Source organism: Planococcus wigleyi (assembly GCF_014836985.1).
In the GTDB taxonomy this organism is placed as follows: Bacteria; Bacillota; Bacilli; order Bacillales_A; family Planococcaceae; genus Planococcus; species Planococcus notacanthi.
In genome coordinates this window covers 225,771-247,720 of sequence record NZ_JACSPU010000002.1, presented here as the reverse complement: position 1 = coordinate 247,720, position 21,950 = coordinate 225,771, and the positions used below count along the sequence as shown (strand labels likewise).

At 39.7% G+C, this 21,950-nt stretch carries 23 protein-coding genes and 1 riboswitch; of the genes, 6 read left to right on the top strand and 17 right to left on the bottom strand.

The features are described from left to right. Nucleotides 1–20 precede the first annotated feature (20 nt). The 3 genes from H9630_RS06750 to H9630_RS06740 form a co-directional block, all read right to left on the bottom strand. Nucleotides 21–740, bottom strand: coding sequence for a nucleotidyltransferase domain-containing protein (locus H9630_RS06750; RefSeq protein WP_191714740.1), 720 nt, complete (start codon nt 738–740; stop codon nt 21–23). Nucleotides 741–806: 66 nt separating this feature from the next. Further along, nucleotides 807–1,448 (bottom strand): DUF3885 domain-containing protein, encoded by a 642-nt coding sequence (locus H9630_RS06745; RefSeq protein ID WP_290183726.1) that lies wholly within the window; start codon nt 1,446–1,448, stop codon nt 807–809. Between the two features lie 21 nt (nt 1,449–1,469). Then, a complete protein-coding gene (locus H9630_RS06740) occupies nt 1,470–1,763 on the bottom strand; it encodes a hypothetical protein (RefSeq protein WP_191714739.1) in 294 nt (97 codons plus the stop codon). A 188-nt stretch (nt 1,764–1,951) separates the two neighbouring features. On the opposite strand from H9630_RS06740, the gene H9630_RS06735 reads away from it, so the two are divergent. After that, nucleotides 1,952–2,098, top strand: a complete 147-nt coding sequence (locus tag H9630_RS06735; RefSeq protein WP_191714738.1) for a lipoprotein — start codon at nt 1,952–1,954, stop codon at nt 2,096–2,098. Between the two features lie 62 nt (nt 2,099–2,160). Here the strand turns inward: H9630_RS06735 and H9630_RS06730 are convergent, their stop codons facing one another. From H9630_RS06730 to H9630_RS06710, 5 genes are all read right to left on the bottom strand, one after another. Continuing rightward, nucleotides 2,161–2,328 carry a Fe3+ hydroxamate ABC transporter substrate-binding protein gene (locus H9630_RS06730; protein WP_191714737.1) on the bottom strand — a complete coding sequence of 56 codons (168 nt, stop codon included), beginning with the start codon at nt 2,326–2,328 and terminating at the stop codon, nt 2,161–2,163. Between the two features lie 311 nt (nt 2,329–2,639). Beyond that, nucleotides 2,640–2,852: a hypothetical protein gene (locus tag H9630_RS06725; RefSeq protein WP_191714736.1), complete on the bottom strand. Its 213-nt coding sequence runs from the start codon at nt 2,850–2,852 to the stop codon at nt 2,640–2,642. A 142-nt stretch (nt 2,853–2,994) separates the two neighbouring features. Continuing rightward, the gene (locus H9630_RS06720; RefSeq protein WP_191714735.1) at nt 2,995–3,240 is read right to left on the bottom strand and encodes a hypothetical protein; all 246 of its coding nucleotides are present in this window, start codon (nt 3,238–3,240) and stop codon (nt 2,995–2,997) included. A 50-nt stretch (nt 3,241–3,290) separates the two neighbouring features. Further along, nucleotides 3,291–3,752, bottom strand: a complete 462-nt coding sequence (locus tag H9630_RS06715) for a hypothetical protein (RefSeq protein WP_191714734.1) — start codon at nt 3,750–3,752, stop codon at nt 3,291–3,293. Nucleotides 3,753–3,877: 125 nt separating this feature from the next. Then, nucleotides 3,878–4,060: a hypothetical protein gene (locus H9630_RS06710; protein ID WP_191714733.1), complete on the bottom strand. Its 183-nt coding sequence runs from the start codon at nt 4,058–4,060 to the stop codon at nt 3,878–3,880. 158 nt (nt 4,061–4,218) lie between these two features. Then, nucleotides 4,219–4,398, bottom strand: a riboswitch (cobalamin riboswitch). A gap of 206 nt (nt 4,399–4,604) precedes the next feature. Here H9630_RS06710 and H9630_RS06705 point away from each other — a divergent pair. Then, a complete protein-coding gene (locus H9630_RS06705; RefSeq protein ID WP_191714732.1) occupies nt 4,605–5,564 on the top strand; it encodes an arsenic resistance protein in 960 nt (319 codons plus the stop codon). Between the two features lie 265 nt (nt 5,565–5,829). Continuing rightward, nucleotides 5,830–7,239, top strand: a complete 1,410-nt coding sequence (locus tag H9630_RS06700; protein WP_191714731.1) for a DHA2 family efflux MFS transporter permease subunit — start codon at nt 5,830–5,832, stop codon at nt 7,237–7,239. Nucleotides 7,240–7,313: 74 nt separating this feature from the next. On the opposite strand, the gene H9630_RS06695 is transcribed toward H9630_RS06700, so the two are convergent. Further along, entirely contained in the window at nt 7,314–7,721 is a 408-nt protein-coding gene (locus H9630_RS06695) for a DUF4181 domain-containing protein (RefSeq protein WP_191714730.1), read from the bottom strand. A gap of 32 nt (nt 7,722–7,753) precedes the next feature. Next, entirely contained in the window at nt 7,754–7,969 is a 216-nt protein-coding gene (locus tag H9630_RS06690) for a DUF6366 family protein (protein ID WP_191714729.1), read from the bottom strand. Between the two features lie 142 nt (nt 7,970–8,111). Between H9630_RS06690 and H9630_RS06685 the strand changes: the two genes are divergently transcribed. Then, nucleotides 8,112–8,279 (top strand): hypothetical protein, encoded by a 168-nt coding sequence (locus H9630_RS06685; protein WP_191714728.1) that lies wholly within the window; start codon nt 8,112–8,114, stop codon nt 8,277–8,279. A 68-nt stretch (nt 8,280–8,347) separates the two neighbouring features. Here H9630_RS06685 and H9630_RS06680 read toward each other — a convergent pair whose 3' ends face one another. The 3 genes from H9630_RS06680 to H9630_RS06670 all read right to left on the bottom strand — a co-directional run bounded on the left by H9630_RS06680 (nt 8,348) and on the right by H9630_RS06670 (nt 11,501). After that, a complete protein-coding gene (locus H9630_RS06680) occupies nt 8,348–9,319 on the bottom strand; it encodes a ribose-phosphate diphosphokinase (RefSeq protein WP_191714727.1) in 972 nt (323 codons plus the stop codon). Nucleotides 9,320–9,778: 459 nt separating this feature from the next. Continuing rightward, nucleotides 9,779–10,039 (bottom strand): hypothetical protein, encoded by a 261-nt coding sequence (locus tag H9630_RS06675; RefSeq protein WP_191714726.1) that lies wholly within the window; start codon nt 10,037–10,039, stop codon nt 9,779–9,781. Between the two features lie 367 nt (nt 10,040–10,406). Further along, nucleotides 10,407–11,501 carry a hypothetical protein gene (locus H9630_RS06670; RefSeq protein WP_191714725.1) on the bottom strand — a complete coding sequence of 365 codons (1,095 nt, stop codon included), beginning with the start codon at nt 11,499–11,501 and terminating at the stop codon, nt 10,407–10,409. A 308-nt stretch (nt 11,502–11,809) separates the two neighbouring features. Between H9630_RS06670 and H9630_RS06665 the strand changes: the two genes are divergently transcribed. Both H9630_RS06665 and dcm read left to right on the top strand, forming a co-directional pair. After that, nucleotides 11,810–12,241, top strand: a complete 432-nt coding sequence (locus H9630_RS06665) for a very short patch repair endonuclease (protein ID WP_191714724.1) — start codon at nt 11,810–11,812, stop codon at nt 12,239–12,241. Between the two features lie 107 nt (nt 12,242–12,348). After that, nucleotides 12,349–13,611, top strand: coding sequence for a DNA (cytosine-5-)-methyltransferase (gene dcm, locus H9630_RS06660; RefSeq protein WP_191714723.1), 1,263 nt, complete (start codon nt 12,349–12,351; stop codon nt 13,609–13,611). Between the two features lie 103 nt (nt 13,612–13,714). On the opposite strand, the gene H9630_RS06655 is transcribed toward dcm, so the two are convergent. The 4 genes from H9630_RS06655 to H9630_RS06640 form a co-directional block, all read right to left on the bottom strand. Next, on the bottom strand, nt 13,715–15,196 hold the full coding sequence (locus H9630_RS06655; RefSeq protein ID WP_191714722.1) for a Sau3AI family type II restriction endonuclease: 1,482 nt from the start codon (nt 15,194–15,196) through the stop codon (nt 13,715–13,717). A 265-nt stretch (nt 15,197–15,461) separates the two neighbouring features. Continuing rightward, entirely contained in the window at nt 15,462–16,268 is an 807-nt protein-coding gene (locus H9630_RS06650; RefSeq protein WP_191714721.1) for an RING finger protein, read from the bottom strand. A gap of 319 nt (nt 16,269–16,587) precedes the next feature. After that, the gene (gene drmB, locus H9630_RS06645) at nt 16,588–18,444 is read right to left on the bottom strand and encodes a DUF1998 domain-containing protein (RefSeq protein WP_191714720.1); all 1,857 of its coding nucleotides are present in this window, start codon (nt 18,442–18,444) and stop codon (nt 16,588–16,590) included. Continuing rightward, nucleotides 18,441–21,950, bottom strand: a complete 3,510-nt coding sequence (locus H9630_RS06640; RefSeq protein WP_191714719.1) for a helicase-related protein — start codon at nt 21,948–21,950, stop codon at nt 18,441–18,443. The genes drmB and H9630_RS06640 overlap by 4 nt, the downstream gene beginning before the upstream one ends.

Sequence of the window (21,950 nt, the reverse complement as noted above, 5' to 3'; positions counted from 1 at the left end):
AAAATTACATGGGTGAAAAATCAACTTTCCCCTAGAGAAAAGCCTTCGAATAAACGTCCCCCATGGGGCTCCAACACTTCATCAACGAGTTGGATAATCTTTTGCTTGTCTTCGTTCTTATAAAATTCGTCAAAAGCTTCGACAAATTGATTGGTAAACTCAACATCGTAGTATCTTAATGACCGTATGATCCATTTAGAAGTACCAACCCATCGTTTGTTAATTCTCAATACAAATTCACTTACTGATTCTGCCAGGCTACTGGCTATAAAAATCGCCTCTGCTCGATTAGTGCACCCAATGAAGTCATCCAATGCATCCGTAATAAAATAGCGCTTTGTATTTATTAGTTCTGTTGACCATTCTTTAGGCCCTTTATCCAGCAATTCTTTAGCTTCCTCTTTAATCGGACCAATGACTCCCTCATCTTTTAAAATTATGCCTTCTGCTACCATTCTCGGCATTGAAGGCTGAGCTCTCTCATAATCACTGAAAAAATATTCTTTATAAGAAGTTAAATTATGTACAAATGCTTCGATTCTCCATCCAAAAGCGACCATTGATTCCCTATAAGAAGTATGAAATTGTTTATCGAATACAACAATATCAAGATCAGATGTTTCCGTTGCTTCCCCTCGAATAACACTGCCAGCCAATAAAGCTCCTTCACAATGCGGAAAATACTTGTTTACAAAGAGCCTTGCTGCTTCAACTGGGTTTAACTTGTTTCCATCTCCCACTATCCCATTCACCTCTTCCTATTGAATTTGATTTCCATCTTCCAAGTCCCACTGCCTAATCATTCCTCACCTAAACACCTGGTCAATCTCATCTCTGTCATAATCCAATATCCAATCGTTATGCGTATTGTAAATATGGCGAATGTCTTCCTTTGATGCCGCCACCAAGTCACAGCCCCTGTCATCATATACATGGAAAATGGTTTTATTTTTAAGGCTGATAAAGAAAACATCATGATGGATAGCCGGCTTGTATCCCATATCGGTATTACAGATTGCTTTTAACAAAGGCATGTACCTGAGGTCCGACACTTTGCATTTCAGGACAAATCGATGGGTCCGGTAATTTCCATCTTCATCGTCTTCCGGAATGATATAAGGCAGTGTCAGGTGCTTCAATTTGTTCAAAGCCGATTGATTTTTTGTGTACTTGGAGAAAATATTCAGTTTGCGTCTTAAGCTCGTGTTCTTCCCGAAATCATGTACGTTTACGACCAGAAAAATTTCATCCTCTTGAAGATGCAGGGAATTGAACAGCGTGATAGCCCTGTGGTAAACACCTTTAAGATATGCACTGTTCGGGGAACACTCGCCCCGTTTGTAATCCACCCCTAATTCGAAGCGGATGCCAACATCCCAGTTGTAAAACAAAGGTGGCGTGAGTTCTAAATCCGGAAAATTCTCTTGCATAAAATCTGTAAATTCCACTTGTTCACCTCATTCTTTTCATTAAACAACCGAAGCCGCTTTTTTCTTCTTGCCGCATCTTTCACATGTGTAGACGTACATGGCCGGCACTTCGCTATCTCGTTGGCCCCGTTTGTACTTATGCAAACCAATCCGGCACAACAAACTGCTTTCCTTGTTGGTGGCCAGCAAAGAAAAAATCAGGCCAATCACACCGGCAGCTATCAGAATGGAAGGCGCGTTATAAAGATTGAAGGTTTGATCGACTTTCGCCAACAACAGCACTGCGCCAAATAAAATAAAAAACGAGAAAATAATTTTCAATTTCGCCGACAAAGTATGGCCTCCTTAAACTTCTAAGCTCGATATACCCGGTTTCCATCGCTTTGCAGAACACAGCAAAACTAATCAACTGAAACCGAAATCCGGAAAAACTATTTCCAGTCAATTGGAAACTTTTTAGGAATCCATCCGTATTCTCCAGTAATACCATTTCGGAAATATAAAATAAGGAGGGATGTCCGATGAGGAAAATTTTTTTAGTGGGATTAGCAGCCTTGTTATTGGCCGGTTGTTCATTTGAAGTGCGTGATGCAGATCCGGAGCAAGAAGACGGATTCACGATTGATCTCAAAGACAATAAAGATGAGAAACAAGAAGAGGAAGAATAACCAAGCTGCAGAGAAGGGTCTTTCCTTCTCTGCTTTTTCAGGTATACGACCAATCGATCTCTTTACTTTTTATCGTAGCAGCCTTCGCAGATAAACTGGCCTTCATTCTTTAAATACGCTTTAACTTCCGTAAAGCCTTTTCTTTTCGGGTAGCGCATTTTGATGAAGACCACTTCGTCCCCTTCAATTTCCTTGCCACATACAGAGCATTTCGGACTTTCATTGAACATCGTCTTCACCTCCCATAGATTTCGGCCGCAAGCTTCCGTTACACTAATTAAAGCCGGTGCATTCTGACCGCCATTTTTGTTTTAAGGAGTTGTTTACGTGTGATTGAATTTTTGCTGTCAAAAAAATTTATACCCGTCTATTTCATTACAGGGATTTTAGCTGTTGTATGGTTTCGTGCGATAGGTTCTTCATGGCCTGAAGTTTTCATGTCAACGTTTCTATGCTTTACAATGGGTGTCATTTCTTTTGTACGAAACTTCATCACCGGGAAAGAGACGCATTAAATCCATTTTTGGATGTGCACCGCCATTTAATCGATGCGTCTCCTTTCGGTCTTTCTTAACCCATTAACCGCGATGGCCGAAGCCAGTGTCACCGTAATCAGCAAAAAGGGAAGCTGCAGCAAGAATTGCGCGTTGTCAGCCAACGGATTGCTGTAGACATAGATACCGATTCCGATGCTCACTAAAGATGCAGACAGCCCCAGAATCACCAAAAACCATTTCAAAACTTTCCTATTCACCTTGCATCACCTCGACATTTTTCTTTTCACCAAGTTAAAAATAAAAACAACCGCGATGAAAAATAATACGGTGTAAATGATATCTCCTACGTTAAGCAATTTATTTCCCCCTCTCGTCTATTGCTCCCAGCTTATGTATCTTCTAAAAAACGTAATGCGACACAATGAACCCCATTGTGCCCACCAAAATCGGCAGCCACAGCCAATCAACCAGGTTGTTTTCAAACTCTTTTTCTTGCCCGGTTTTCTCAAAAAAATAATTGGCTCCAATCAATAGTAGAGAAACGATGAACAATGTGAAAATAGAGAGCGAATCCATGAAATGCAGTAAGAAAATAACGGATGACCAAAGTACATATCGTGTGCTCGTATGAGCGAAAAGTGCCACGGCGAACACCTCCTTCTTCTACTTACGGTTGAATTCACATTAAGTTGCAGTCAGGCTTTGATTTTTCTGATTTTCACATTTGCGCAATGGATGATGATCGTTGTCCGGGAAAACAACAGAATCTCATGCTGGAGTTTTCTTTTGCTTAAGGGAAGAAGTTCATCATAGCCCCATTCATCGAGACCTCGTCTCCCGCCAAAAGCGATTTTATGAGGTGCATTGCCGTATACATTTCGGGTAATATCATAATCCATAAAGAACTTCCGGACATGGGTCCAATGAATTTCATAAATTCCTCCACTGTAATGCTCAATCACCATCTTGATGGATGTCGGATCTTTCATCTCTCCATTTTCCTGATTCACGATATCAATCGAAACAATCTTGCCGTCATGAAATGAATCATTCTTCAAAAAGGCCGCTGTTTCTTGATTGAATCTGCTCAGAATTTTTTCTCTCTGTTCTGCATAACCCACTAAATCCCAGTGGTCTTCGTTCACCAGATATTTCATCCGCTTCTTCCTTTCAATATTATTTCAAACAATCATACCAAAAATATCCATAAACGTATTTTTTGATTTTCTTCTGTTCTACCCTTTTTAAAAAGAAGCAGCGTACAGCCGCTGCCTCACCTTCCTTAACCCAGTAATTCTTTTTTCACTTTCAGATAAGCAGAATTAATTGTTGCATATTCTTTTTTGTTTTCATCAATCAACTGTTGCTGGAACGATTTTAAGTCTGTGGATTTGCCTTCTGATATTCTTTGCATAACGCATACCCTGAATTGTTCTTCGTAAAAAGCACTTGATTGTGACGACATATTTTATTCCTCCTCTTTCTTTTTACATAACCCAAATAAAAAAGGCCATTTCTGTTTTCCAGAAATAGCCTTCCACTTTTTATGCATAAGAAAAAAACGTTAAAATCTCAATAAACGTCAGATTCGCACAAAGCACCACCTATTTCCACGCAGGTATTTGGTGTGTACTGGAATAAGGCAGGTCTCCTGACTTTTCATCTACGCTCATCATGCCTTCCCATTTTCACAGTGGCTTGTTATGACTCGCTCCGAATTTACAGTTGCGGGACAGTGTTGGATTTTCACCAAGCTTCCCTTTTAAGCTTATTTGCATAAGCACCTATTCCTACACGTTATGTAATTAGTGTTACTATACCACAAAATCAATAACTCGCTTAAGTTCATAATTACGTAAATCAGTGAGGCAATGAATGATTTCAGTTCCCTCAACTTTTTTCTTCTATAGTAAAAGCACTTTGTCCTGTCTTGTCAATCTGCTGCCTCTGTCTATTATGATAATATAAGCTTTACGGAATATTCCGATCCAGCGAGGTGTGGAAAAGCGATGAACATAGTCGAAAAGCTATATACAGTCATAATTCTATCTGCTGCGGTGATCGGCATTGGCGCAGGGCGCATTGAGATGATTCAGGAAAACGCGGAGCATTTCATCGTTCCCTTACTGATGGTGATGCTTTATCTCACGTTCTTGCAAATCCCGCTCCAACAAGCGAAACAGGCTTTCGGCAATGCCAAATTCGCCTCTGCTTCATTGCTGATTAATTTTTTGTGGACACCGCTTTTTGCCTGGTTCCTGGCTTCGCTGTTTTTGGGAGACCAGCTAGCCCTGTACATCGGGTTTATTATGTTGATGGTGACACCCTGTACGGACTGGTATTTGGTCTTCACTGGAATCGCCAAGGGAAACGTGGCCTTGTCCACTGCCATTCTACCGGTAAACCTGATCCTTCAGATTATCCTGCTGCCGCTTTATTTACTACTTTTCAGCGGAACAGCCGGTGCACTCGAACTTTCTTTTTTAATGGAGAACGTGGTTGCCGTATTGGCGCTTCCGTTATTGCTGGCCATCGCTACAAAAAGGCTTCTTAGAAACAATACCTGGCTGAATGCAAGCCTGACAGCTAAATTGAGTGCATTGCCTATGATTTTTCTAGCCCTTGCCATCACAGCGATGTTTGCTTCACAAGGCAGACTGCTGCTCGGCAATTTGGATTTATTGGGCCAGCTCCTTGTCCCCATCCTGCTGTTTTTTACGGTGAATTTCATAATTGCGCAAAACGCCGCCAACCTGCTGAAGTTTTCCTATGAAGACAAAGCCAGCCTGAGCCTTGTCGCTTTGGCAAGAAACTCACCCATCGCACTGGCGATTGCCATGACTGCATTTCCCGAGCAGCCGCTGATCGCATTGACCTTGGTCATTGGCCCTTTGCTTGAATTGCCGGTTCTCGCTGTTACTTCGCAGCTGTTGCTGGTTTTTCGAAAACGCAGCATTTCCTACAAATAAAAGCGGCTTTCACTTTTTATCTCCACTCGTTTCCCTATATTTTTCTTTATCTGACGGGTAAGCTATTGCGATTTTTCGGAAGAAAATGCGTCTGAATTTCCAATGAATTCCTAAAAAACGCCTGAATAGTATTGAGTTCTTGCAGGAGTTTTTGTATAGTTGCAAAGTGACTCAACGGCTCTAGTGAAAGCATTTCTTCAATTTAAGGAAATGTCCGGGAAAGCCGGCAAGTTAAAATTACATATAGATAGAAGGAAACCGATTTATGAACTCTCATGTACAAGTAAAAAAACCGAAAACGATGGCAGCTATTCTGATGCTTGGCGCGTTTATCGGCCTGTTTGGTGAAACAGCGTTAAATATGGCGCTGACCAACATTATGGAAGACTACGCCATCAGTGCCGGAACTGCGCAATGGCTGACAACCGGCTATTTATTGGTGTTGGCAATTCTGGTTCCTTTATCGGCCTATTTGGTCCGCTGGTTTTCGACACGCCAGTTGGTTGTCGCCGCATTGGTCATTTCTTCACTCGGTGCTGCACTTGCCGCAGTGGCACCAAGCTTTGCCGTGCTGTTGACCGGCCGTCTGGTTCAAGCGATCGGCACAGGGATTTTCCTGCCGCTTATGTTCAGCGTGATTATGCTGATATTCCCGATCCAAAAACGCGGAGCGGTGATGGGCATTGTCGGTCTGGTCATTACTGCCGGCCCTGCTCTCGGCCCTACGTTAAGCGGATTGATCATCAGTGCCAGCAGTTGGCATTATATCTTCTGGGTGATGGTGATTTTGAATGTGCTGTTGTTGATCAGCGCCTTGAACATCGAAAATGTCTCCGATATCTCTAAACCGAAAATTGATGTCGTTTCGCTCCTGCTGTCGACGGTCGCTTTCGGGGGCCTCATCTATGCCTTATCGACACTGGCCGAAACACCGTTTGCAAGCCCGGCCGTCTGGGCACCGCTTCTGGCAGGCATTGCAGCACTTGGGCTGTTCATCTTCCGCCAGCTGAAGATGCCGGAGCCGATGGTCGACTTGCGCGTCTTCAAGTACCCGATGTTCGCACTCGGCACAGTATTGATGGTCATCACTTTGTTCGTCATCCTTTCGGTGGCGATCCTGATTCCCATCTACTTGAAGAGTGTCTTGGCCTATACATCCATCGCCGCGGGCTTGTTGATGCTGCCGGCCAACCTCTTGAACATCATCATGGCGCCGATCGTCGGTTCTAATTTTGACCGAGTGGGCGCCCGCATCTTTACACGCCTTGGGTTTTCCTTCATCACCGTGGGAGCCATCGTCTTCCTGTTGATCTTGTCAGCTACGACACCGGTATGGCAGGTCATTGGCGCTCTATGCATCCTGTTCCTGGGGATCTCCATGACCATCATGCCTGCACAGACCCATGCCATGAATCAGTTGCCGCGGGAACTGTACGCAGACGGTTCAGCTGCGATGAACACACTGACGCAGGTCGCTGGAGCTGCAGGTACGGCAATCGCCATCACCTTGTTCACAGCCGGCCAAAAGAATTACATCGCGGAATTTGGCGCCGTCAACCCTGCTGAGTTTTTGGCATTCGGCACCCATCACGCGTTCTATGCGGTATTGATCGCTGCAGTTCTCGGCTTGATCGGTTCAGTGTTTATTAGAAACAACCGGGAAGTTGTTAAATAAAAGATGAAAACACACCAGTCCTTTGATAGGGCTGGTGTGTTTTTTGATGGTTCTAAAGAGAATAGCTGGTTTGTTCAGTAAGCCAGATTCAGCAAATCAAATTGAAGAATGGCGATGATGGAAGTGACTAAAACGATCATCTCCCCTAGTGTCAGGATCGATTGTTTCGGAGAATCTGAATACCTCCATTCAAAATATATTCTGACGGAGTAATCCAGTATCGTGAAAAGAATCAATAAAGCCAGAAAAAGAGCGGCCGAATACTCTTTGTACAGTGTCAGATATAAGACGGTAACCAACCCAATCGCCGTCCCAATCCTTACGAACCAATCGACTTTCTGGTGTGTTTTGTTGATGTGGTTATAGGAAAACCAGTTCTTTTTTTCTTTATCAATCTTAAATATTTTTCTTAAAGTAAATTTCACTAGTGACATCAAAACGAATACAATCACCAGTGCCACTCCAATTTTCAAACCAAACATTATATTTCCTCCTCAAGATTACAGATCCTCTTTCAATTGAAAAAGAGTTGGTAGATGACGTAGCCTGCAATCAAAAGAACAATCAACAGCACCATGCCTTTCCAGCCCATATCTCCTGCGATGTCGGTCATATTGCCATTACCTGCTCCACCGTCCACTCCATCACGCAAAGATCCTCCAGGATTATTTTTCAGTTCTTTCTGCCGGGCACGTTCCCCGTTTTCTTTTGCCGTCCTTTTTGAATCCATCTGCCTCCCCCTCCTAAATTTACTAATAATTCAATTTATGTATAAATCTATTATGACATAGATTTTAGTTATTACTTTTATTTTCCCGAAAAAGGGGAATGGATTGATAGATGAAACGTCTGATTGAACGGAGGAATTGTCTGTGAATGTAAATCTCTTATTGTCTATCTTCATGGTAGTAGTCGGAGCGGCTTTTTTGGCTTTGATGTTCCTGCTTCCAGGTGAAGTTACAATCGGTGCCTTTATTGCTTCCTTAGCCATTGCCGCATTCTTTTATATGCTCCATAAGAAACAAAGCCAACGTGTCTAGAAGACAGCAAAAACACCGCAGAAAGTTTTCTGCGGTGTTTTTGTATGGATCTATTTACCGGGAAACCTTTACTGATCGCTGACCGGAATGTTTTCAAATAACGGACTTACCGGTTTCTCGTTATGAACGTGTTCGATCGCTTCCGCCAACAAAGGAGCGACGGAAAGGATTTTGATTTTCGGCATGCGTTTTTCTTCTGGAATATGGATGGTATTGGTGACCACCAGTTCCGTCAGAGCCGACTCTTCAATCCGTTGAACCGCCTGTCCGGATAAGACGGCGTGCGTACAGCAGGCATAAATGGCTTTCGCGCCATTTTCAGCGAGCACGTTGGCAGCCAATGAGATGGTCGTTGCCGTATCAATGATGTCCACAATGATGATGACGTTTTTGCCTTTGATGTCGCCGACAATATTGATCATTTCAGGTTCATCCGGCTGCATCCGGCGTTTGTCGATAAAGCCAATCGGCACATCCAGGTAATTCGCCAGTTTACGGGCTCTTCCCAAACCTCCGTTATCCGGCGCCACAACAATGGCATCTTCCAAGCCCTTGTCAGCGAAATGCTTCGACAAGACCGTTCCGCCCAATAACTGGTCAACCGGCATATCGAAGAAGCCCTGAAGTTGGGGTGCATGCAGATCCATGGTGATGACGTGGGTCGCCCCAGCCGTCTCCAGCATATTCGCTACCAATTTGGCCGTAATCGGTTCGCGTGAACTCGCTTTCCGGTCCTGGCGTGCGTAGCCGTAATAGGGAATGACCACGTTGATGGCTTCCGCAGACGCCCGTTTCAACGCATCGATCATGATCAACAGTTCCATCACGTGTTCGTTTCCAGGCTGCGATGTCGACTGGACCAGATAGACTTCTGCTCCCCGGACACTTTCTTCTATGTTGATTTGGACTTCCCCATCGCTAAAGCGGGTAATGGAGCTTTTCCCCATTTCGCAGCCAAGCAAGTCAGCGATTTCCTGTGCCAATTCCGGGTTTGAATTCAAAGTGAACAACTTAAAGTTTTTTCGTAATTGATAAGGCAATTTCGAATCCCCCTCCGTGAAGATTAGTTTGTGGAACCTGACAGATTTCTGGCTCACTTAAAGGCCACCTGACTGGCAGATGACCTTTAGTAGTTGGTTTTATATTACCTGTTTACGGGAGAATAGCCAATAGATTAAAGGACCTGTACATAAAAACGTTGAATTTACCCTTTAATTCAGTTCGTTTTTGCAGAAATCGCTTTCCTTTCGTAATAAGCATGCAAGCGATACTCCGCCATATCCCATCCCCATACATAAATATTTATTTCCTTCTAATTCTTCGCCTATTTTCTTTTTCACTTTGAAATTATACTACTTTTTCAGAATACGAATTGATAAATCTATGTCGTCTTTTCAATTATTTCGGGTATTTCATAGTAAACTACTTTACTGTAGATAGGTCTAAATGAACTCCTTATTAAAAAATTTCAAGATTGACTTAACATACTACTTCCGTTCTTATTTTTTACAGTATAGGGAAGACATAGTGCCAGACATACCAGGGAATGCATACACAGATTTGTAGAAGTTTTTTGTATCGAATTTTTTGATATATGTCAGAGCATAACTAGGTTCCATATAATTGATTCCATCTATCTCTTTAAGTTTCTCATCGCTTTCATAATCGATGACAATTATGTGTTCTGATTCATTCCCTCTTAATTCATCTATCCACATTTTAGTATCAACATTATTACCCAAAATAATGTCAACTGTCATTCTGTTTCCCCCTTAATACTCTTTAAAATTCATTACACTATTATCATTCTATACTCTTACTTTCTTCTCCTTTGTTTATGAATGTTAATAGAAAATGCGAATTACGTTATCTGGATAACAGTTGAATTACATGAAAAGTTATAAAAAATAAATATAATAAACCTTATAGCATAGAAAATATAAATATGCACTTGATGCAAATTTGACCATAATCATATAGTTTTAATAGCAACTCTTATCTCATAACAAAAGCGACTGGAAATCAGTGTAAGTAAAGAACCTTAACTAAGAAACTCTAAATTCAAACTTTTTTCATACTTTGATACATCGTGAATATTTACTCATAATTCGTAGTCTGCAAACATGTTCATACTTGAATTTTCGATGAAGTTTTCACAAACGGTATGGTAGTATCCAAAAGTTCTGAAAGGTTAAAATATATTCCATTTCTTACTGAAGAATTAGGAATTCTAGGTTTATGTAATAATTCTATACTTTCTTTTTTTGATAAAACATAGAAACGATATATTTTTGTTTTTGCGTTTTTCAGCCAATTATTTTTAACGTCCTCTTCTTTCATATAGTCTAAAATACGATTGGCAACATGAGGATGAGATTTTTTTAATTCAGTTTCATATGAAGCAAAGGAAGTGTCTACTACCAATACTTCTTCAATTTTATACAACTTATTCATTACTCCTGATTTTCTGAATGTAATAAAAAGAGTATCTTTATACTTATATCCTCTTTGATTGTGTGGACATCCGTGGATATGATATTTCACTATACTATCAAAAGAAGTAGAGGCAGAGACAGAAAGTACTTCTTGTTCAAAAAACTTCATTTCAGTATCAACTCCTGTAATAAATTTAAAGTATTCATCTATAAGAAAATCTTCGTAATCCGTAATATGAGTTTTTCTTAATTCGTATAGTATATTTATTATTTCAAGCCAAGTGATACTTATAAAATGATTTTTTTCAGTTGAGAAAATATATGGATATTTAGAAAGAGCTACCCCAACTATCGGCACAGGTGTATCAAGAGAATAGTGACGCTTATCCAAATATTGTTCTAACTGAGGTGTTAACCTATTAACATTCTTAATAAGGACACTTTTTGCCTCGATAACAATCACAAACTTCATCTTGTTTTCTTTATAGAAACTTATTGTTATGTCTCTTCTTATTCTAGGTGTACCTTCAGAAATCATTTCAGCGTCAACTCTATAAAAATCATAATTATAATTTTTTAAGCTCTCTATATTTTTCAGAGTATTTTTGATATTACTAATCTTTAATATTTTACTTAAGACAGTTGGAGACTTAGATATTAAAAAAGCCAAGCATTTAGTTTGTTTAGTTTCATTATTTTTACCACTGACCAATTCGAATAGAGTAGATTCAGAATTAGAATTAAATTTTTGATATAATTTGAAACTAGATTTTACTTGTTTAACCATTTTCTCACCACTTTCTCTATTTCTCAGTTTCTTATTAATCAAACTTGTGATTACCTAAGTAGAGCTTTTTTTGTAACCTTACTATGCACTCACCTTCAGTCAAGATATCAGGAAAAACAAAGAAATTTTTGCATTTGTTCTTTCTTCTAATTAGTATTTAGTTCTTTACGTGTTAGAATTCCTTTAAAAGAATTTCGCAGAATACATTTGCTTTTTGGCTCTCACCGTTTTTAATGATTTGAAATATCACTTCTAAACTTTTATTCTCTTCATTCACCTGGGTATAAAGGTTAAAAGGAGGTCTATCAATGGCAGATCGGATGACTAAAGAGCAAAGAAGCAAAACCATGGGGGCCATCCGTGCCCAATCTAAATTGGAGAACCTCTTCAGTAAAGCCCTTTGGAGAAGAGGACTCCGCTTCCGGAAGAATGTCCGCAAACTGCGCGGAACCCCGGACATCGCTATCCAAAAGTATAGGGTGGTCATCTTCGTAGATTCCTGCTTCTGGCACGGCTGCCCGACCCACTTCAAACGCCCCAAGAGCAACCAGGAGTTCTGGGATGCCAAAATCGCGCGGAACAGGGAGCGGGACAAGGAAGTGGATGCCCACTACATCGAGATGGGCTGGCATGTCCGCCGGATATGGGAACATGAAATCCGTAAGAATCTGGACGAAACAGCCGATTCGGCACTGGAATTCGTCAAGGCAGCCATGAGAGAATATAGGAAGCCCCATTGATGGCATAATCGATGGATTTGAGATAAAATTGATGTCTTTGAAACTATTTCTTGATCTTTCTTTGACAATTCGCTATAATTAAGAAAAACCGAAAGGATGTTCGGTATATGGAACAGACAAAAACACTCCGAGTCATCGAACTCTTCGCCGGCGTCGGCGGATTCCGGCTCGGATTACAGAAAGCCAACCATGAAATTTTTGATGTAGTATGGGGCAACCAATGGGAACCTTCGCGCAAAGCGCAGGACGCCTTCGACTGCTATGCACGCAATTTCGATACAGGAATCCATTCGAAGGAAGACATCACCAAGGTCTCTGATGATACATTCCACGACCTCCGAGCCGACCTCCTCGTCGGCGGCTTCCCTTGCCAGGACTACTCGGTGGCACGCACCAAGTCAGGCGAGCAGGGAATCCAAGGCAAGAAGGGCGTCCTCTTCTGGGAAATCAAACGGGTGATTGAAAACACCCACCCGAAATATGTCCTACTGGAGAACGTCGACCGCCTGCTGAAATCCCCTTCCTCCCAAAGAGGACGCGACTTCGCAGTCATGCTGGCCACTTTCCGGGATATGAACTACTCCGTCGAGTGGCGTGTCATCAACGCGGCAGAATACGGCATGGCGCAGCGCCGTCGCCGGGTATTCATCTTCGCCTATAAGAACGGCATCTCCTTCGAGGGCGAGCAGAAAACCTTCTCCCCTGAAGAGATCGTATTCAATGAAGGGTTCTTCGCCAAGCCTTTTCCGGTCGAAGAGGAACCTTACAAGGACCGCATCTCCTCTGTCGAGCTCCCTTCGGATATCGTGGAGATTTCCGATGAGTTCTCCTATGGATTCCATAATTCAGGCTATATGAAGGACGGCAAAGTATTCACGGCACACCTCTCCCCTAAATTAGAGGAGCCGATTCCGCTGAAGGATATCCTGATCGACGAGGAGGCGGTACCGGAAAAGTTCTACCTCACCGAAGCGAATATCGAGAAGTTCGCCTATCTGCGCGGACCGAAGCGGATTGAGCGGAAAACCGCGGAAGGCCATATCTACCATTTCGCCGAAGGTGGGATGTCCCCTGTGGATGAATTGGACAAGCCGGGGCGGACCATGCTGACGAGCGAAGGGTCGATCAACCGGAGCACCCATATTGTCGAAGTCGATGGCAGGAAGCGTTTCTTGACTCCCGTCGAATGTGAGCGTCTAAACGGATTTCCAGATAATTGGACTTCAGGGATGACGGATCGTATGCGTTACTTCTGTATGGGAAATGCCCTTGTGGTGGATTTGATTGAGCGGATGGGCATCCGGATTGAAGAGATAGAAAAAGCGAATGAAGTGAACGAACTCCAAATGGAATTCCCGGCTTTTGGCTGACATTATAGATGTCAGCTTTTTTCTATGGTTATAAAAAACCTTAAGGAAATATTGTTCTCATTGGTGATATTCAATAATGAACCGTTTCTGAAATCTCATGAACTTATTTCTCTTTCAACTTCTCATTAAGCTGTTCTAAGATGTACGTATTGTTTATCCAAAAGCTTTGTCTCGTCATCCATCTACCATCGGGCAATTCCTCACCGTGTGTAAAAGTACCATTACCTACGGTTGTACCGTCTTCGAAAAGGTAAAACCGCTTAGGGCTATGGGGTCTAATGTGTATAACAGGATTATCTTCTTTTTTCGGCAGATTATTTTTGACGATTATTTCTTTGTTCTTGTTTTCCGCCAGATTAAATACAACTCCATCCACTATGGTTTTCCTGATTTTCTCCCAGCCATCTCTTACTTTGATTTCTAAATCATCCAATGGCATATTCCACATTTGTGACCCTTTCAGAGTATAGACATTCCCGGATTTCCTAAAAACCACGAACAGGAATTTCGTCTGTTCGAAGTATGAATACAGCGTCGACTCCTCCCATTCCTCCTCGACGAATTCCTTAAGTTTGATAGATGGAAGTGAACTACTCTCTATCATCCGACCGTCCTCTTCAAGCCTAATGGCTTTAACCACTATATTTGCCTTTTCAAACTCCTCCGCTCTATTTGATTTTATACCGAGCATCCGATATGCCAAATCAACCCACTGATATTTGTTGTTGTTGTATTCCCTATCGAATATTCTGCAGAGCTCCGCATCGGTTACTCCTATATGCGAATTAATTCTCTCGGTTATATAATCTTCAAAGGACTTTTCTTTCAAGATACGGATGTCCTTAACAATCGGCTCATAGGTGACGACATCTTTCCGTAGGTATTCGTTCAACACATAAGTCATGTAGGAATTTTTGAGGCTGAATGCCCTCTTTCTAGCAGGAACTAGAGCATTATAGTATTGAGGAACGGTACTCTTTAAAGCCGTTGCCCCTTTGGTGGATGCCGCCAAATATAACGTATCGCTTTCCGAAAGTAGATGTGCATTGCCCTCCTGGATTTTCTCGGCAATTTTTTCATAATCGTTTTTTATAATCTCCATGTCCTCTGGCGGGGGAGAGAATAGGCTGACGAAATCTATAGGATAGAGAAGGTTGCTCCCCAAAGATTTATCCCGCAAATAGTACACTAATAATATGACGGCGATTTTCTCCAGTATCTTTGAATCGTAAAAGTACAATTCGATGGGCTTTTCGTAACTAATCATCGTGATAACTAACCTCTCACCGGCTCGGAAATCTCCTTTTTTTAACAATTCATAGGCTGACACCTTAAGTTCGACCCCTGCTTCATGAAAATCTGCTTGCTGGTTGCTGTTGGCTTTATAACCGAAGTAAACCTCCTCGAGAAGGTTCCCAAGTCCGCCTTTTCTTCTAGGGTTACCGTACTTGTCGATGATTTCAACTCTAAGTTCTGTGTCCAGATCCGCTTCGTGTATAACATCCAAAAAGCTCTTCCCAATTAATTTTTTTGCGTATTCCTCGATACTTAACGGATTTTTCTCGTCATAATAATTTGCTCTCACTACCGCTCCCCCTTAACACTAAGTTCTCTATTACAGTTTTTTTGCTATCACTAGTAAATTAAATACATTAATTGTGTATACTTTACCCTTACATATTTAGCTAATTTAATTTCTTTGTTAACTTCGGTTGCAAACGAAGGTTTTATAGATGAATGAAAGTTACTTTATTGCCTTCAGGAGCCTCTCTATACATTCTAGATAAAATCCTTCTCAGTTCTTTCTCCATGATGTTTATCTCCTTCGATGCTAGTAAGTTTTTAGTATTTCATTTCACTATTTTCTGGTGGTTAAAACAATATAGTTTACCTTCAAATCTCCGCTCGTTTTTGGTGCAATAATCTACCACTTTCGTAGAAAGCTCTCTATTACAAGTTATGCATAAAGAGGGGGGGGTGTAATTTGGGTTGTCTTTAGTTCCTTCCAGTACCTCAAGAAAATTCTCTCTAAAAGAATGCATTAAAGGCAAGGCTCTTTCATCATTCTGATATTGTGTAAAATGAGATTTAAACGATGTGTCATAATCTCGAAATCTTTTTTTAAAAGTTGGACTGCTTTTAACATCATTTCGATACCTCCAGTGCGGTATGGCATCAACAGAGTTATAAGTAAAAGCCATGTTAATAAACCCCATCAACATGTCTCTTGGTCGTTGCAAAAAAGGTGTATTAAAATCTGGACTAAAATTACTTTTTCTTTGCCAAACCTCATTTCCCCAGTTCACTTCTTGTTCAAACATTAACAGTGTTAAAGTAATAAGCAATTCTCGCTCTTTCCTTGTTTCTGCAATATCGAATGGTGCTTTTCCTGCCCATACTTCTTCACAGGCCTCTATACTAGAATCTTTCAAAATCTCTTCTAAAAATTTGTGGTGATTGATACTTCCCCAAGACCCTGCATTAATAACAAAATCAAAATAACCTTGTTTTTGAACTACTTTATCATTGTGAGGCTTTGCCATATCACCTTCATAGTTTTTTCTATAAGTAAATCCGAACCTTTCCACCCAGATAAACTTAGAATCCCCATTTTTTACACCCTCTAATAACCCAGTAGCTAGCTCTTCATAAATCACTTTTATACACCTCGCTAGAATAGTTTGATAATTATTTTCATTTACTTTTTTATTATATTTTAATGGATAAAAAAATATTTAAGTTCCTTATTTTTACACATTTAACAGTAAATAATAAATACATTCTCAACTCCCTCCAAAACATTAAACTACAGGATTTCTTATTATTTGAACGTTTAAAAAACCTTCTATAAATCTAATTTGCGCAATACTTCACAAACCAAAATATACAGAAGGTAGCTCTCTTGAAGACAGAGATGGTATATTTTCTTAACCATAATCACAGTGAAAATCTCGAACTTCTCTTACTATGTTCTTTTTAAAAGACATTATTAAAGAAACCGATTTTAGAATCGATTAAAAAAGTTCTATCTAAATACATGTTTCCAATCTCACATGAGGTTTCGGGCAAATGACTGCAATTATAACAAGCAGCACCATTCACTCCATTTAAACCTTGCCCTTGAAGGAACCCTAATTCACTACATACTGGATCAGAGCTACACCAACGAGCATTTGCTACAGCTTTATCTACTAACTCAAAGAAACTGCTTTTTTTGCCCATACGTACTAAGCCTCCGAAAGTTCCATCCATATCTCCCGCCGAGGTATAAATTAATAGAGATGCTTGATTAGTTTGAAGATACATTCTTTCTCTGATTGATGCCATATTGTATCCACTTGTATTTGCTATTTCTTCAATCAGTAAGTGAGATAAAGTATGAAGCATTATGTTTCTAGGGTTACTGATAATCTCAGGTATGGAATGATTCATACCTGAGATTCTCTTCATATACTGTTTGAAGTAATCGCGCACTTCACCGCGTTTTTCCCACTCCTCAATTTCTTTTAAATCAAATTTTATAAAAATACCTTCCCCATATACTGTTGAAGCTGGTAACCACTTTTGATTATTTGGTAACTTTTTATGGTATAAAGAGTCATATGAGGCTGAATATGAATATTGCCCTTCTTCGTCTGTCCGACTCAATCTTTTAAAACCAGATAATGCTGTTGTTTCACGTAATTTTGTGACGCGATTAATTTTTTCAAAGTATGGAGCATATATATTGGATTGACTATCAGCGTCCTCATCTTTTATCCATTCTTCCAGTACCTTCAAATAAGGCTCAGAACAATTTTGTTGCAATTTTTCAAATTCTTTCGATCTTAATAAGGCTGGAGAGCCGGTTTGAATAGTATTTCCGTTTTCAACTATACTTCCATCCAGATATAGTATCGCCTTTTCATAATCTTCTCTTTCAGCATTAATAAGAGTTCCTAAAGAATTCAATAAGATTTCTATCTTTTCATCAATGTTTTCAGTAGTTGAAAGCAAACCTTTAATAACTATATTCTTTTCCAAAGTATTTAATATTCTATCAACTTCCATATTTTTTTCGCCTGGAATAGAAATTACACTAACTTTTTGGGGCATATAGACGTTAATGGAGTTTCTAAGAATAGCAACAGGACTTTCGTGACATTCTTCATATTCATCTCCACACCACGCTTTATGCCCCCTGCACTTATACTCTGAACTATGCGAATTCAATCGCTCCCCTAAAACACTACTACCCCTTTTCTCAGAGGCATTGGAAGTAATTCCTTTTAAGCTTCTCTTGCTATTACAAGAACACTTTACAACCCAGGAGTCCAAAGTGGCTCCCCCCATAGTTATAAGTTTCAATCGACCTCTGCATGTTGAACCTTCATTTTCATGTACCCATTCGTGCCAAGGAAAATCGGAAATGTGGCCATTTGAACAAATCACTATAAAAGGTACTTGTTTAAAATATTGTTGTTTATTACATTCATTACAATAACTTCTTGTATTTTCGATTGTGTAATTAAACTCACGCATCATGCTGCAGAATGAACAATAATGCCATTTTGGAAACCTTAACAAAGGAATATAAAGTTTTGAATTTGCGATGTCACTACTGACATCCCTAAAATCCGGTGGAGAATAAAGCTTATTTACTCCTAAAAACCCTTTTAAACGGGGTTCATGAATTTCGAACTCTGCACGTGAAGTAACCTCTTTTCCACTAGAATTTTGAAACCAATAATCTAGTGCACCAACAATTGCCGTCTCACCTTCCGGACTGACAACAAGTGAGCCAGGACCATTTGAACCGACTAATTGACTTCTTCTTAAAGGCAATATTCTCATAAACCAAAATCTCCCCAATCGTCATCGGACTCACTTGAAACTTGATTTACTATATTTGAATTAATTTTCCCTCTACTTTCTGCGTCAACACTTCTTAATGAATTAATTACCGCTAGCGCATTTGGATTATTTACTTTGGCCACTGGATCACCACTCATATACATCAATCCTTGTTTACCTTCTTCTATTTTCCAAGAAGTAAAGTTTCCACTCAATAAGGTATCTTCGATTCTTTTAAAAATAGATTTAAATTCCTCCGCTTGTTCAATATCTATCAATTTTAATCTATTGACCATACTTTGTTTAAAATGCTTGTATTCACGTGTTTCTTTCAGCTTAGCAAACTCTTGAGAATCAGGAGTACTGGCAATAAATTTCGAGAAGCGCTGACGAATAAATGAAATGACAACTGCACTTAGTCCTCTTTCAAGACTGGCATCAGAAAATGGAGTAACGCTAGTTGTTTCCACTTGTGCATATAGCCGTTGATGATACTCTATAAAATGTTCAAAATGAGACTTATCTCGTGAGTTGCGATTTGAATAGATGGTAAATATAACACCTGGTCTTTCTTCCCATCTACGCCCTACGCGTCCTGTAACTTGAATATACTGGGCCGTCGTTTTTGGTTGTCCCACTACTGCCATTACCGATAAACGATCTATATCTACCCCGACTTCAATAATATTTGAAGCTAAGCAAACATCTAATGGCTTCACCTTACTTTTTATATCAAACTCTTCTTTTAAATTATCAATCGTTTGTGCGATTTCATGACTTTGCATCCGGGAAGTTAATTCCAATGGTTCTTTAATATATCGATTCTCTACATAGTTTTCTCGCCGAGCTATCGATTTCATATAGGTAGGTATATCCATGTTACAAAGATTAATACCTGCGCCCAAATCTCTTAGACTATTATAAAACGCTAAAAGGGTCCAGTAAGGGTCGCATTCGTCTTTTGGCCATCGATTAGCTTCCTGCAATATTGCTGAAAAAGTTTGGACTTCCGACATCATTAAACCAACATTTGAAGTGAAAATCCCTACATATTTCCGACCCGGAAGTGGTAATTGCGTTATTTTATCCACCGCTACTTTCGCAAAAAAAGAATCGTCTATATCTAATCCTGGACTTGGAAAAATCCTCGCTTCTTCTCTGGCAAATAAATCTTTTGCTTGCTGTTGAAATTCTTTAATAGTCGCAGTTGCAGATATGATTTTCGGTTTTATGAATTTTCCATTTGAAAATTTAGTACAAAGTTCTTCTATCACGGATTCAAACAATCCCGATAGAGTACCAAGGGGCCCCGAAATTAAATGTAATTCATCTTGAATAATAAGATTTGGCGGGCTGACCTTTTGATTACCATCTAAATCTAATCCAAATAAAGAACGCACATTGGGATTCCAAGCTAACTGAACGAACTTATCAATTGTACCGATTAAAAATGTTGGACGTTTTTGATAAATTGTTTCATCTACAAAATAAACCGGAATTTCTTTGTGAAAGTGACAACTAGAATCAGGACAATAAGCTACTAATCTCTGTTCTTCTGATCTAAAACCAAAAAGAATTGATTTAGAATTAGGTTTTGCACCTTTAGCCTTCACTTTCCCTAGAACACTCCCACACCATGGACACCGATTTAATAAAAATCCTTCTGTTCGTTTACCACGATTCATTTCAGTCATTTGACTTATTGCTTCTTTATTAGAATTAGGAGAAGTCTTGTTACCAACCCACATTCCAATAGAAAAGGGGGTGTCCCCCAATGGTATATCTTCTACTTCCCGCAGGTACTCCATCGCACAGATTAATCTTGACGACCTTTGAAATTGATCTGTAGTAAGCAGGCGTAGAGTATATCGCATAATTACATCAACACCGGCATCACTTGAATCTATAAGTCTTCGGTAAAACATTTGAAATGCGGCAACAGCCAAATAGGCTTCAGTTTTCCCTCCTCCTGTAGGAAACCAAATCAAATCAACTATCTCTCTTTCTTCCGATTTTTCATTGACTATGGATTCAATAGACATCAAGAAAAATGCCATTTGAAATGCTCTCCATTTATTTTTGCTATCCATTAAATCCTGAATAGTACTTACAGTTTCTTTTAGCGTAATATCATAGTCTAGAGACAAAGACGTCAAATAAGGTGTTCTCAACTTTTTTCCATTTACTTGTTGAAGCAACATAGCTTTATTAGCAAGTATAAATCCGCTACGGACTTTTTCATCCTGCAAGTAATCAAGTCCCCTTATCATTCTTTCAAGACTCTCTTCGCATAAATCCAAATTATCAGAAGCTACTTTTCTTAAGTTTTTTGGTAATGATGGCACTTCATTATCTTTTTGATATTCAATCCAAGAGCGATATCCTTCAATTAATGGTTCAAGTGTACCTTTAATTTCTTCGAAGTTACTTGCAGTCGCTAAATCAATCATCTTAATTTCAAGTGGTTTTTCTTCTCCTTGCACACTAAGCTTGACGTCTGGGGTCATGCTGGTTGTTTCGTAGGTAGGAAGAAATGTTGTCTTTATTTCTTTAATATCTTTTAGATTATTATTCCATTGTGCTGCACATCCATGTCCAAATGCATAATTAATTTTGTTTCGATACAATAGCTCATCTTTTTTTTGGTTCTCATTCATTGGAAGACTTCTTTGGTAATGTTTAGGATAGTTCAGAAAAAAGGTGTCATCTAACAACTCAATTTTAATTTCCGATTGAAATACTGTTACCTCATCAGCTTGTCCTTTTTCTTTTCTTGTATTTGTTCTATTTGTTATATAAACAGTAACAAGCTTTTCGCCCCTTGAAACTCTACATTTCACATCAATCGTTAGATTTATTTTATCGATTTTCTCACTCGATAAATTATAAATCAATAATGGTTCCGATACTTTAAAATCACTATCCCGCTCTGTAAAATCTATTGTGTACTCACCCGATATCGTCTCTCTCAACCACCAATTTTTAAAGAATTTTTTATCTCCAATTTGAACTCGATGGCTGTTATATATGCCACCTGTAAATTTTACTTTCATTTGCTTTGTTTCTTTGGAAACTCTGCTTGTCAGTCCTAGCGAGGTAGGTAAAAAATCACTTTCCGAGACTGCTTTCGTCTCAGTTGTAGCATCGCTATCTAGATACTTTTCATCCTTCTCTACTAGGTTTTCGTTGAGCGTTATCTTTTCTTCATTTTCTAAAGGCGAAACACGATCAAGCTTCACAAGTTCAGCTTGGATAGACTTCATCGGATAAAGCATACCTGCAGAATACCTTCGTGAAGGAAAATCTGTTTGGAGCACTTCCTCTTTTATTCCACAGTGATTCCAATAATAGTTTTTTTGGGATTCATCATAACTAAGAACTATTTCTTCATGTGGATGGAATTGAGTTGAATTCTCATGTACTTCGCTAGGACCAATTATTTCAACTTTCACTGCATTAATTAGTTTTTCACGATTGACTAAAGCATTCTTCATTGTAACTCCCAT

What these genes read in the sequence shown, in the direction of transcription:
- H9630_RS06735 (WP_191714738.1), top strand. Translation starts at nt 1,952, where the DNA reads ATGAGGAAAATTTTTTTAGTGGGATTAGCAGCCTTGTTATTGGCCGGT.
- H9630_RS06730 (WP_191714737.1), bottom strand. Translation starts at nt 2,328, where the DNA reads ATGTTCAATGAAAGTCCGAAATGCTCTGTATGTGGCAAGGAAATTGAA.
- H9630_RS06715 (WP_191714734.1), bottom strand. Translation starts at nt 3,752, where the DNA reads ATGAAATATCTGGTGAACGAAGACCACTGGGATTTAGTGGGTTATGCA.
- H9630_RS06710 (WP_191714733.1), bottom strand. Translation starts at nt 4,060, where the DNA reads ATGTCGTCACAATCAAGTGCTTTTTACGAAGAACAATTCAGGGTATGC.
- H9630_RS06705 (WP_191714732.1), top strand. Translation starts at nt 4,605, where the DNA reads ATGAACATAGTCGAAAAGCTATATACAGTCATAATTCTATCTGCTGCG.
- H9630_RS06700 (WP_191714731.1), top strand. Translation starts at nt 5,830, where the DNA reads ATGAACTCTCATGTACAAGTAAAAAAACCGAAAACGATGGCAGCTATT.
- H9630_RS06695 (WP_191714730.1), bottom strand. Translation starts at nt 7,721, where the DNA reads ATGTTTGGTTTGAAAATTGGAGTGGCACTGGTGATTGTATTCGTTTTG.
- H9630_RS06690 (WP_191714729.1), bottom strand. Translation starts at nt 7,969, where the DNA reads ATGGATTCAAAAAGGACGGCAAAAGAAAACGGGGAACGTGCCCGGCAG.
- H9630_RS06675 (WP_191714726.1), bottom strand. Translation starts at nt 10,039, where the DNA reads ATGACAGTTGACATTATTTTGGGTAATAATGTTGATACTAAAATGTGG.
- H9630_RS06670 (WP_191714725.1), bottom strand. Translation starts at nt 11,501, where the DNA reads ATGGTTAAACAAGTAAAATCTAGTTTCAAATTATATCAAAAATTTAAT.
- H9630_RS06665 (WP_191714724.1), top strand. Translation starts at nt 11,810, where the DNA reads ATGGCAGATCGGATGACTAAAGAGCAAAGAAGCAAAACCATGGGGGCC.
- dcm (WP_191714723.1), top strand. Translation starts at nt 12,349, where the DNA reads ATGGAACAGACAAAAACACTCCGAGTCATCGAACTCTTCGCCGGCGTC.
- drmB (WP_191714720.1), bottom strand. Translation starts at nt 18,444, where the DNA reads ATGAGAATATTGCCTTTAAGAAGAAGTCAATTAGTCGGTTCAAATGGT.
- H9630_RS06640 (WP_191714719.1), bottom strand. Translation starts at nt 21,950, where the DNA reads ATGGGAGTTACAATGAAGAATGCTTTAGTCAATCGTGAAAAACTAATT.